Below are 12,595 nucleotides of genomic sequence, written 5' to 3'. Positions count from 1 at the left end.
AATATCCCCTCTCCGCCCTTAAATAAATTTATCATATATTCTTTTCTTGTATTAATAATCTTCTAACCTAAACAAGTTTTAAAGAAGAAGTCCTGGTTGATAGAATATCTTCTTCAACCAAGCGTTATCAAGTTCTTAGAAAAAAGATGTTTAGACCATATATGACAATTTAATTATATTTGTGAAATTAGAAAAGTCAACAAAATCAGAATTTTCATTTTAGATTATGTAATGGTTTTATATTATGAATGCTATTAAAATTAATATGGAGATTATTTAACATTACTATCTTCTAATTGCTTTTGTATATGGTTTTGTCCCCATTCACACATACAATCAAGTACAGCAGTTAAAGTTTGTCCATACTCGCTTAAAGAATACTCTACTTTTGGCGGTACCTGACTATGAACAGTACGATTAATAATTCCATCTGATTCTAATTCTCTTAATTGTTGTGTCAGCATTTTTTGGGTAATGTTTGGCATAGCACGTTTAATTTCACTGGATCTCTTTTTTCCATTTAGTAAAATACATAATAATACTACTTTCCATTTACCACCTACAACATCAAGAGTTGCCTCAATAGGAAAATTATATTCTTTCATAAAATCGCTCCTTTTACTAGTATTAAGTCTATAATGTTTTTGAAATTAAATAAAAAACTAAGCCTCCCCTATTTTTATAGGAACTTCAAGGTTCCTATAGCACTTCAAGGTTCCTATAGCACTTCAGGGTTCCTATAGCACTTTAAAGTGCGTACTTTAAAGTATGTACTTTAAAGATTAGTATATATTACATGATATCAATATTACTGAATATAAAAAAAGTATTGATATTATTTATTATTTATTATTTTTTGAAAAGGGGAAATTTCATGAAAACACTTGTAATCATTGCACATCCAAATATTGAGGAATCTCGAGTAAATAAACGTTGGCTTGAGGAGATTAAAAAGCACCCAGAAGAATTTACTGTACATGAAATATATAAACGCTATCCAGATTGGAGTTTTGATATTGAATATGAACAAAATCTATTATTAGAACATGATCGTTATATTTTCCAGTTCCCATTCTATTGGTACAGCTCTCCGCCGTTATTAAAAAAATGGTTTGATGATGTTTTAGAATACGGATTTGCATATGGCTCTAAAGGAGATAAGCTTCAAGGAAAAGAGTTTGGCCTAGCAATTTCTGCTGGTGTAGCAGAGAAGGAATATCAAGCAGGTGCAGCAAACGAGTATACATTGAGTGAATTATTAAAACCTTATCAGGCTTCATGCCTTTATACTGGGATGAAGTTCTTACCGACTTTTGCTGTATATGGTGCAGAACACAATAACTTATCAGATGAAAAATTAGAAGAAAGTGCTAGAAACTACATACTTCATATGCAGAATTTTTCTAAAGAAATGAAAGTTTAATCACATTTTTAGGAAGATACAATTTCTACTTAGGATCCTATATTTAGGATCCTTTTTTATCATTTTAGCCAAGAAGACTCCTTCCTCCCAATTATGTTCTTGTTGTGGATATCAGAACAAAGACGTTAAAAATCTAAACCTACTACGTAAATGGGACTGTTCTTTTTGTCGTACACACCATGATAGGGATACTAACGCAAGTATCAATCTAAAGAATGAAGCGATAAGGCTTCTAACCGCAAGGATTGCGGGGTTAGCCTAATCAACTGGAGTTCGATAGAACTTTTTACTTAGGAATCCCTCATTTCTAAACGAAGTGAAATAGGGGGTAGTTCAACTAGAGTTACTAGGCAAAAATATATTATATAACTTAAAGGAATAACCAAGATATTCGTAGCATATTTCATTTTTATTTCCTTAAGAAAATAAAAATGATATGACATTCATTAAAAATAATTAACTAATTAAAAGTTATTATGTATATAACAAGATACTTTGACACAATAAAGTGCCTACTTTTAATGATTATTTTTAGAATATATAATAAAAATAGAATCTTAAGAATTTTGGATTTAGGAGGTGAACATATAAAGCTGTTTTATGCTGATACATAGGTCAGGGAATTATTTTTAAAAAAATAAATCAATCTAATTAGTTGAGGTGATCTCTTGCAACTTAAAGAAGAAATTTTTCTATCGAAGAATAAAAGTAAACAATATGAGACTCCTTTAATTACTGGTGTGAAGAATTATATAAATAGTGATTATTTACAAATGCATACACCTGGTCATATAAAGGGAAGAGGATTAGATGAAGAATTTACAACCTACTTTGGAAAAAATACCTTGGATTTTGATTTAGTGGGTATACCGCCATTAGATTATTTACGTCATCCAACTGGTATTATTCACGAGGCACAGGTACTGGCTGCGGACGCTTTTGGAGCTAATTACACTATTTTTAGTGTTCAGGGCACTAGTAGCGCCAATGTAGTTATGATAATGAGCATTTGTAATCCAGGTGATAAAATTATTATTCCTAGAAATGTACATGCTTCTATTGTTAGTGGACTAATTTTATCTGGTGCAGTGCCAATCTTTATATCTCCTGAGATTGATCCTGTCTACGGTGTTTGCCATGGGATTAGCTTAGAAAATATAAAGCAAACTCTAGAAGCTCACCCTGATGTTAAAGGTGTATGTGTAATAAACCCTACTTATTATGGCGCTGTAACTGATTTGAAAGCCATTATTGATTATGTGCATTCTAAGGGTATACCAGTCATAGTGGATGAGGCTCAAGGATCACATGTACATTTCCATCCGGATCTCCCTATATCTGCAATGGAAGCGGGTGCAGATATTGCATCCTCAAGTATGCATAAAATGGGCGGTTCATTTACTCAAACAAGTGTGATCAATGTTCGAGAAGGATTGGTGAGTCTAGATAGGGTTAAAGAAAATTTCTCTTTAATTACGACTACTAGCGCATCCTACTTATTAATGGCTTCTTTAGATGCAGCTCGCAAACAACTAGCAGTTAATGGAGAAGAATTATTGCAACGAGCATTAGATTTATCTCGTATCGCAAGAGGTTCAATTAATAAAATTCCAGGGCTTTCTTGCTTAGGGCCAGAGGATTTGAAGGGTTTAAGTTCTAGTTTTGCTTTAGATGAGACAAAGCTTTGTATAAATGTGACAAACTGGGGCGTAACAGGTAGGGAAGTTGAAAATATCTTACGTGATGATTATCGCATAGAAGTTGAGCTTTCCGATGTGAATAATATTCTTTTCATTGTAACAATTGGTCATAATGAATCTGATATTGAACAACTACTACAATCATTAAAGTCATTAGCTATTCGATTTGAGAATGGTTCAATACCAATTGATTTTGATCGAGTAACTAAGAGTAAAAATGCTATAAGAACATTAACTCCACCTACATTGGCTATGACACCTAGAGAAGCGTACTTCTCCAAATTTGAGTATGTAGATTTAGATAAAACTATTGGAAGAGTAGCAGCAGAATCCGTTCTGGTAACACCGCCAGGGATACCTGTCCTTTTACCAGGTGAAGTTATTACAAAAGATATCGTGAATTATCTAAAATACTGTATTGAATTAGGACTTTCTGTGCAGAGTAGCAATGGTTTACATGCTATTAAAGTCATTGATAATAAATAAACTTTTATATTTAAAAATTAGGAGGAATTTACTATGGAATTTCAAAAACAATTTGATGCAATTGTAGAACAACATATTAACTCATTACCTAAGGATTACTTATTAGTTCTTCAAGAAAGATTTAAAAATGAAGGTTTAGCAATGATGAATGACATGTTACCGCAACCTCTAATTGCAGCTATGTCTGCAGAAGCGAAATATCTTCTTTCTGAAAATGCAAAACGTCGTGATATTACCATTAAAGCTACAGGGAATACTCCACGTAACTTTAATGTAGTAAATCGAGATAATATTCATGAGGATGGAAAATTAATTCCAGCATTCTTTAAGTCTGAAGTACTTTTAAATTTCTTAACCTTCTTAAACAATAATGAACCCGTTCACCGCATTCCTTATACACCAGAAGAGTTTATTATTAATAACCAACAGAAAACAGGTGACACACACGGATGGCATTGGGATGACTATACATTTGCTTTAATCTGGGTGATTGAAGCTCCTAAAGAAGGTGAAGGTGCTCTTGTTGAGTATGTGCCTGATACTGTTTGGGATAAAGAAAACCCAGAGTCTGGATTAAAAGAAGTTTTAGAGAGCCGTGAAATTAAGAGTTTGTATGTTCCTAAAGATCATTGTTACTTTATGAAAGCCGGCACTACATTGCACAGGGTTACACCATTAAATAACGACTCTCGTCGTACTGTTGTTGTTTTCAGTTATGCATCCGAGGAAGATATGTCTAGAGAGATTTCTCATGAAACTATGGGCGAAATTTATGAAGATAACAAAGAATTAGTAGGAGTTTAAACTATACGGTGAGTTAAACATCTTTAGAGTCGGAGAGAAATTCTTCCGACTCTTTATGAAATAACCTCTACAAAATCAAGAGTGTTTGAATAAACCTGTAAGAATTGATGTTATTTCTAAATACTCCAAAAAATTTATATGGGGGATTTTATGAGTTCTGAAAGAGCGACGGTAACTTCGCATGTTGACAATATAGCTCAAAAAAGCACGGAACATCCTACAAATACATTAAAAAAAACATTAGAAGCTAGGCACCTTACTATGATTGCTATTGGTGGTTCAATTGGAACAGGACTATTTATTTCTAGTGGTACATCCATTCAAATGGCAGGGCCTGGAGGGGCTCTAATTGCTTATATTTCAATTGGAATAATGGTATACCTACTTATGATGAGTCTAGGTGAAATGGCCACTTTTCTACCTCATTCGGGTTCATTTAGTGCGTATGCCTCTAAATTCGTAGATCCAGCTCTCGGATTTGCTCTGGGCTGGAATTATTGGTATACATGGGCCATTACCATCGCAGTAGAGTTATCAGCTTCTGCTATTATAATGAAATTCTGGTTCCCTTCTATTCCAGGCATTGTTTGGAGTGCTGCTTTCTTAACTATAATATTTTTGCTTAATTACTTTTCCACCAAGTCATTTGGAGAAGCTGAGTTTTGGTTTTCTTTAATTAAAGTAATAACAATTATAGTTTTTTTATTAATAGGATTACTCACTATTATTGGGATTATTGGTGGGGAGTTTGTTGGATTTAAAAACTTCACTATCGGTGAAGCCCCTATACCCTCTAATGGTCTAAGCATCTTATCAGTCTTTATGATTGCTGGATTCTCTTTCCAAGGAACAGAGTTAATAGGGGTTGCAGCTGGTGAGAGTAAGAACCCTAAAAAAAATGTCCCTAAAGCTATAAAACAAGTATTTTGGAGAATTTTACTCTTCTATATTTGTTCTATCTTTGTAATTGGGCTGCTTATTCCATATACTCATCCTGATTTAATGAATATAGATATTGAAAATGTCTCGATGAGCCCTTTTACAATAGTCTTTGAAAAAGCAGGCTTATTATTTGCTGCATCGGTTATGAATGCTGTCATTTTAACATCTATTCTATCAGCTGCTAATTCTGGAATGTATGCATCTACTAGAATGTTATGGTCCTTAGCCAAAGAAGGAAAAGCTCCAAAATCTCTCATGAAAATAAATAAAAATGGTGTACCAATTAACGCTCTAATTTTTACGGCTCTAGTAGGAATGTTTGCTTTTCTTTCTTCCTTTTTCGGCGAAGGAAAAGTATTCATGTGGTTGTTAAGCTCTTCCGGCCTTTCTGGTTTTATAGCTTGGTTAGGAATTGCGTTAAGTCATTATCGATTTCGCAAAGCATATATAGCCCAAGGAAAAGACATTGATGATCTTCCTTATAGAGCTAAATGGTTTCCATTCGCCCCTATAATTTCAATAGTACTATGTATTGGTGTTATATTAGGACAAGAATATGAAAATATTGTAAAAATGAATGTTTCATGGGTTGATTTATTTGCGACATATATTAGTGCAATTTTATTTTTATGTATTTGGTTGGGGTATAAGATAAAATATAAAACTAAAATTGTTGATCTTAAGCAATGTGATTTTAATTAAGAATTTTCTTTTTTTAAATCTATTTATAATACTCAACATTTAAACTTAGGAGGAATTTTATTATGTTATTAATCGGCACAGAAGTATTACCATTTGAAGCGACAGCTTACCAGAATGGTGAATTTATTGATGTTACAGAAAAAAACTTCAAAGATAAATGGAGTGTAGTTTGCTTCTACCCTGCTGACTTCACATTCGTATGCCCTACTGAACTTGAAGATTTACAAAATCAATATGCAACTTTAAAAGAACTTGGAGTTGAAGTATACTCTGTTTCAACTGATACTCACTTTACTCATAAAGCATGGCATGATAACTCAGAAACTATTAATAAACTTGAATATATTATGATTGGTGATCCGACTCAAAAAATTTCTAGTAATTTCAATGTATTGATTGAAGAAGAAGGCCTTGCTGCACGTGGCACATTTATTATTGATCCAGATGGTATTATTCAATCTGTTGAAATTAGCTCTGACGATATCGGTCGTGATGCAAGTATCCTTGTAAACAAAGTAAAAGCTGCACAATACGTCCGTAATAATCCAGGCGAAGCTTGTCCAGCTAAATGGAAAGAAGGCTCTGCAACACTTAAACCAAGCCTTGACCTTGTAGGTAAAATCTAATAAATAAACAAAAAGAAATACAATTTAAGGAGTAAGACACAATGTTACTAGACGCAGATATCAAAGGACAATTAGCCCAATATCTTCAACTGATGGAAAGTGATGTATTACTAAAAGTTAGTGCAGGATCTGATGACACATCTAAAGATATGCTAGCTCTTGTAGATGAATTAGCAGCAATGTCATCAAAGATCAAGATAGAAAAAATAGAATTAGAAAGAACACCAAGTTTTAGTGTGAATCGTGTTGGTGAAGATACAGGGGTAGTTTTTGCGGGTATCCCTCTAGGACACGAATTTAATAGCCTAGTTTTAGCGTTACTACAAGTTAGTGGTCGTGCTCCAAAAGTTAAGCAAAAAGTCATTCACCAAATTAAAAATATTCAAGGTAAATACCGCTTTGAATCTTACATTAGCTTAAGCTGCCACAACTGTCCTGATGTTGTACAAGCACTGAACTTAATGAGCGTTTTAAACCCTGATATTACACATACAATGATTGACGGCGCTGCATTTAAGGAAGAAGTTGAAAGTAAAGACATCATGGCAGTACCAACTGTATTCTTAAATGGTGAAACATTTGGAAGCGGCCGTATAACGATGGAAGAAATTCTTGCAAAACTAGGCGTTGGCCCAGATGCATCAGAATTCGCTGATAAAGATCCATATGATGTACTTGTTGTTGGTGGAGGTCCTGCTGGTGCAAGTGCAGCAATTTACGCGGCACGTAAAGGCATTCGCACAGGTATTGTTGCTGACCGTTTTGGTGGCCAAGTAATGGATACAATGGGTATCGAGAACTTTATCAGTGTGACACGCACTGATGGTTCTAAGCTTGTAGCAAGCCTTGAAGAACACGTAAAAGATTACGATATCGACGCAATGAATTTGCAACGTGCGAAGCGTCTAGAAAAGAAAGACTTAATCGAAGTAGAACTTGAAAATGGTGCGGTTCTAAAGAGTAAGAGCGTAATTGTTGCTACTGGTGCACGTTGGCGTAATGTTGGTGTACCTGGTGAAGCTGAGTTTAAAAACAAAGGTGTAGCATATTGTCCACACTGTGACGGCCCATTATTCACTGGAAAAGATGTAGCAGTTATCGGCGGTGGTAACTCTGGCGTTGAAGCAGCAATTGATTTAGCAGGTATCGTAAAACACGTAACTGTTCTTGAGTTCATGCCAGAACTAAAAGCTGATGCTGTATTACAAAATCGTCTGTACAGCTTACCAAACGTAACTGTATTAAAGAACGTTCAAACGAAAGAAATTACTGGTAGTGACAAAGTAGAAGGTATTTCTTACATCGATCGTAAAACTGACGAAGTTCATCATATAGAATTACAAGGTGTATTCGTTCAGATCGGTCTTGTACCAAACACAGACTGGTTAGGTGAAACAGTAGAACGTGTTCGTGGTGAAATCGTTACAGACAAGCACGGTGCTACAAACGTACCTGGTGTATTTGCTGCGGGTGACTGTACAAATAGCCCATACAAACAAATCATTATTTCAATGGGATCAGGCGCAAACGCATCTCTAGGTGCATTTGATTACTTGATCCGTAACTAACAACATAATTTGATAACGATTAGAAAGTAATAAATTTGTTAATGAAGAACCTATAACAATCCAATATATCCTATCCTTAAAACCAGATCTATTACCGAAAAGGTATTATATCTGGTTTTCGTATGTATTATAAAAATTAAGGTTTCGAATTTAATCCTCGCATTTTCAATAGGTTGCTTTCTATTTAATAATTTACTTACCAATATAGTCTTCCTTTTTGGAGTTGAGTTCTAAAAAATCTCCTCATTTTTAGATAGCATATTTACAATTTGTTCTTGCTAATCCCCCTGCCCACTTCTCTTCTTTGAACTACCCCCACTTTCACTTCGTTTAGAAGTGAAGATGAGGGATTCCTAAGTAAAGAGTTCTATCGAACTCTAATTTATTAGGCTACCTCCACAGTCCTTGCGGTTAGAAGCCTTATCGCTTCATTCTTTAGATTGATACTTGCGTTAATATCCCTATCATGATGTTTACGACAAGAAGGGCATTCCCATTTACGTAGTTTTAGATTTTTAACGTCTTTGTTTTGATATCCACAACAAGAACATAATTGGCTGGAAGCAAATGTTTTCGATACGACAATGACTTGTTTGCCGTACCATTTTGCCTTATATTCCAACATAGTTCGAAACTGTGACCATGATACCTCACTAATTGCTTTTGCTAACTTATGATTCTTTAATATATTCGATACTTGCAAATCCTCTATACCGATAACATCGTGGTTTTTGATGATTTCAGTCGAGATTTTGTCCAAGTAATCTTTTCTAGCATTCGTCATGTATTCATGAATTCTAGCTACTTTTACTCGTTGTTTATTCCAGCGAGAAGATCCTTTCATTCTTCTAGAAAGAATACGCTGTGCTTTTGCCAACTTTTCTTCTAATGATCAAAAAAACTTCGGATTTTTATAGGTTGTTCCATCTGACAAAATGGCGAAATCTTTTAGTCCCACATCCATTCCAATGTAAGATTGGTTTTTTGGAAGTTCTTGCACTTCTGTTTCAACTAACAAGGACACAAAGTATCTGCCAGAAGGGTTCCTTCTAACCGTAGCATTTACAATACGTCCCTTTACTTCGCGACTCTTGGCAAATCGAACAAGACCTAGTTTCGGCAACTTTATCTTTTTTCCTACAATGGCAATGTTTTCATTTGTTTGTTTTGTGGTGTAAGATTGTACGTTGTTTTTCTTAGATTTGAAACGGGGGGCACTCGTTTGTTTTTTGAAAAAGCGTGTATACGCATCCGCAAGGTTGCGAACAGACGACTGAATCGCAATACTATCTACTTCTTTGAGCCAAACAAACTCTTTCTTCATGGCAGGAAGTTTGGCAGAGCATGTACCATATGTCAAACCTTTCCGCGTCTCTTTGTATGCGTTATCCCATAGAGATAGGAAATGATTGAATACAAAACGAGAACAGCCGATTGTTTTATTAATTAGGGTTGCTTGTGTTTTATTTGGATAGATACGAAATTAATATACTTTATTAATCATTATTCATTTCACCTCCATTTCGGCATGTGTCTATTACACAACAAACATACATTCGGTAGATAGTGAAGTAACAGTTTATGTATGTCGAACAATTAAGATGGCTTTCTGCCATCTCTTGTGCGAAGCCAATTCATCTCCCACCTACTCACTTCTCGTTCCTTGAGGAAGGAGTCTTCTTGGCTAAAATGATAAAGACAAGCAAAGAAATTTATGCGATCACAGGTATAGTTTTAATTGGTTTATATGGAAAGCTCCGAGAATTGAAAGAAAATAAAAAGACGATTTTTTAAATATAAAAAATCGTCTTTTTATTTAAACATACTTCTTAACTTACATTTTCCTCTTTTGATTCGTCTGACACCTTTTGTTTCTTTTTCATTTTCACAATATAGATCCCAAATAAAGCAATTAACATCCCCATTACTTCCACTATTGTAAGCTTCTGAGTAAAAATAAACCATGCATATATTGCAGCTACAATTGGTTGTAATAAAACTAATATAGAGGATAGTGCAACATTAACTTTACCCAAACAAAAACTCAGTAGCCCTTGTCCTAAAATTTGCGAAAAAATAGCTAAACCTATTAAAGGCATCCATTCTGAAGTACCACTTGGGAAATAAACGCCTTCAGTAAAAAGCATAGCAATGAAAATTGTTACTGCACTTCCAAAAGCACTAACAAACATAATAATACTAGCGCTTACTCTTTCTCGTACTTTATATACTGTCAATAAAAAGAATGCATAGAAAAAAGCAGTTAAAAAGGCCAACATATCTCCAAATAAATTATTCGTTGTTATTACTGCTTTACCACTAACTAAAATAATCACCCCAGATATTGTAATAATAGATCCTATAAAAAATGCACGTGTTATCTTTTCCTTAAAAATAAAAAATGAAAATGGAATAATTACTATGGGTACTAAATTAGCTAATAAATTAGCATTTGCAACACTAGTATAATAAAATGATATGTTCCATAAAATTAAATCACCTGCTAAAAATACACCTGCTAAAAGTATTAATAAGATATCTTTTTTTGAAACTTTATTAAGGTCTTTCCATACAAACGGTAATAAAAGAGGGATAGAGAGTAATACGCGATAAAAGCCTGTATTAATTGGCGGCAATTCACTTAGCTTCACAAAAATACCACCTGTAGCTAAAAAACAGATAGCTAAAAATACTAATAGTATATATTTCGTTTCATTATTTCTTATCATTTTTTTCTCCTACTGTAACCCTTAAATAAAATTGAACATTTTTTAACAGGAGGATCCTCAACAAAAAACAGTAAACTAAGCACGCTCATTAAACTACAGTGTCAGAAAATGGATTATTTATTTAACACTGTTGGGTCACCCTCTTAACGTAATTACTATATTTTTTAGGATTAGTAAATTAAATTTTTTTCATAATGTAACCCAATAGAAAGGAAATTTTGAAGAGAGGCAAACATAATATCCGCCTTTAGCTAGGCAAGGCTACTCAAAATATCTAACCTTATAGATTATGATACCCCTCCTGAAATTTTCAAAATAGCTATTAAAGTATTTGAACTTATTCATAATAAGCTTTTCATTATAAATCAATAATATGTGTTCAAAGTTATTAAGGCGTTACGTTTTTTTTATTAATTTTTACAACTTTTCACTTAGAGCGCCTTACGTATTCGAGATAAACCTGCTTCTAAAGTAACCCTAGGACAAGCAATATTCATTCTAAGAAATCCTTCACCGTTTTCTCCAAACATAGAACCTTCATTTAAAGCTAATTTAGCTTTTTGGTACATCCAATTTTCTATATTTTCTTTATTCATCCTTAACTCTCGGAAATCCAACCAAACTAAATATGTTCCCTCAGGTTTGATTACATTCACTCCATTTATATTTTGCTTAAAATAATCAAGTAAAAAATTTAAATTTCGCTCTAAGTAGATTAATAATTGATTTAGCCACTCTTCACCATGGTTATATGCAGCCTCTACTGCCGTTATACCAAAGAAACTTTCCGAGTGTAACGAAAGCATTTTTAACTTTTGTTCATACAATTCCTTTATATGAGGATTTTGAATGATTAGATTACATGTTTTTAATCCTGCAAGATTAAATGTCTTACTAGTAGAAATGCATGTTATACTATTCCTTTTAAATTCTTCAGAAATAGAAGCAAATGGTGTGTGTTTATTTCCTTTATATATTAAATCACAGTGAATTTCATCCGAAATTACAATTATGTTATGTTTAGCACATATCGCCCCTAGTCTCTCTAACTCTTCTTTGTTCCATACTCTCCCGACAGGATTATGAGGATTACATAACAACATTAATTTTACACTTGAATCTATTTTATCTTCTAAATCTTTTAGATCCATAGTATATCGACCATCTTCTAAAATAAGATTATTCGTTACTAATTTTCTGTTTTGTTGAATAACTACATCATAGAAAGGATGATAAACAGGTGATTGAATAATCACTTTATCTCCTGGGTTAGTTAAACAAGAGACCAAAATACTTAACGCTGTTACTACTCCTGGAGAATGTGTAATCCATTCCTTTTTTACTATCCATCCATGTCTTCTCTTCAGCCAGTCAATTATCGAAATATAATAGGAATCAGGTATTATTGTATAACCATATATCCCATGTGCAGCTCTATTTATAAGTGCATCAACTACTGCTGGAGATGACATAAAATCCATATCAGCCACCCACATTGGTAAAATATCCTCTGTTCCAAAAAGATTTTTGGACTGATCCCATTTGTAAGATGATGTATAAAATCTATCGACTTGTTGATTAAAATCAAATTTCATAAACTTTCCCTTTCGATTTT

The 12,595-nt window shown here is 33.6% G+C and carries 9 protein-coding genes and 2 pseudogenes; 7 read left to right on the top strand and 4 right to left on the bottom strand.

Annotated elements, in window-relative coordinates:
* Positions 1 to 272 precede the first annotated feature (272 nt).
* Entirely contained in the window at positions 273 to 605 is a 333-nt protein-coding gene (locus tag ACS2MN_RS16370) for a winged helix-turn-helix transcriptional regulator (protein ID WP_088054897.1), read from the bottom strand.
* 269 nt (positions 606 to 874) lie between these two features.
* Here ACS2MN_RS16370 and ACS2MN_RS16365 point away from each other — a divergent pair, with 269 nt between their 5' ends.
* From ACS2MN_RS16365 to ahpF, 7 genes and pseudogenes are all read left to right on the top strand, one after another.
* Complete coding sequence (locus ACS2MN_RS16365) at positions 875 to 1,423, top strand: NAD(P)H-dependent oxidoreductase (RefSeq protein ID WP_346994670.1); 549 nt, start codon at positions 875 to 877, stop codon at positions 1,421 to 1,423.
* 76 nt (positions 1,424 to 1,499) lie between these two features.
* A pseudogene (locus ACS2MN_RS16360) lies at positions 1,500 to 1,685 on the top strand (zinc ribbon domain-containing protein); the annotation flags it as partial.
* 406 nt (positions 1,686 to 2,091) lie between these two features.
* A complete protein-coding gene (locus tag ACS2MN_RS16355) occupies positions 2,092 to 3,609 on the top strand; it encodes an aminotransferase class I/II-fold pyridoxal phosphate-dependent enzyme (protein WP_346994669.1) in 1,518 nt (505 codons plus the stop codon).
* 33 nt (positions 3,610 to 3,642) lie between these two features.
* Positions 3,643 to 4,413 (top strand): HalD/BesD family halogenase, encoded by a 771-nt coding sequence (locus ACS2MN_RS16350; protein WP_063539144.1) that lies wholly within the window; start codon positions 3,643 to 3,645, stop codon positions 4,411 to 4,413.
* A gap of 150 nt (positions 4,414 to 4,563) precedes the next feature.
* Positions 4,564 to 6,057, top strand: a complete 1,494-nt coding sequence (locus ACS2MN_RS16345; RefSeq protein WP_430384455.1) for an amino acid permease — start codon at positions 4,564 to 4,566, stop codon at positions 6,055 to 6,057.
* Between the two features lie 62 nt (positions 6,058 to 6,119).
* The gene (gene ahpC, locus ACS2MN_RS16340) at positions 6,120 to 6,683 is read left to right on the top strand and encodes an alkyl hydroperoxide reductase subunit C (protein WP_346994668.1); all 564 of its coding nucleotides are present in this window, start codon (positions 6,120 to 6,122) and stop codon (positions 6,681 to 6,683) included.
* Between the two features lie 41 nt (positions 6,684 to 6,724).
* On the top strand, positions 6,725 to 8,251 hold the full coding sequence (gene ahpF, locus ACS2MN_RS16335; protein ID WP_346994667.1) for an alkyl hydroperoxide reductase subunit F: 1,527 nt from the start codon (positions 6,725 to 6,727) through the stop codon (positions 8,249 to 8,251).
* A gap of 385 nt (positions 8,252 to 8,636) precedes the next feature.
* Here ahpF and tnpB read toward each other — a convergent pair.
* The 3 genes and pseudogenes from tnpB to ACS2MN_RS16320 all read right to left on the bottom strand — a co-directional run bounded on the left by tnpB (position 8,637) and on the right by ACS2MN_RS16320 (position 12,575).
* A pseudogene (tnpB, locus tag ACS2MN_RS16330) lies at positions 8,637 to 9,728 on the bottom strand (IS200/IS605 family element RNA-guided endonuclease TnpB).
* Between the two features lie 352 nt (positions 9,729 to 10,080).
* Complete coding sequence (locus ACS2MN_RS16325; protein ID WP_098806244.1) at positions 10,081 to 10,980, bottom strand: DMT family transporter; 900 nt, start codon at positions 10,978 to 10,980, stop codon at positions 10,081 to 10,083.
* 431 nt (positions 10,981 to 11,411) lie between these two features.
* Complete coding sequence (locus ACS2MN_RS16320; RefSeq protein ID WP_438894723.1) at positions 11,412 to 12,575, bottom strand: MalY/PatB family protein; 1,164 nt, start codon at positions 12,573 to 12,575, stop codon at positions 11,412 to 11,414.
* Positions 12,576 to 12,595 lie beyond the last annotated feature (20 nt).

The organism is Bacillus cereus group sp. BceL062 (genome assembly GCF_051780025.1).
Lineage (GTDB): Bacteria > Bacillota > Bacilli > Bacillales > Bacillaceae_G > Bacillus_A > Bacillus_A toyonensis.
This window is presented reverse-complemented; position numbering and strand designations above follow the sequence as displayed.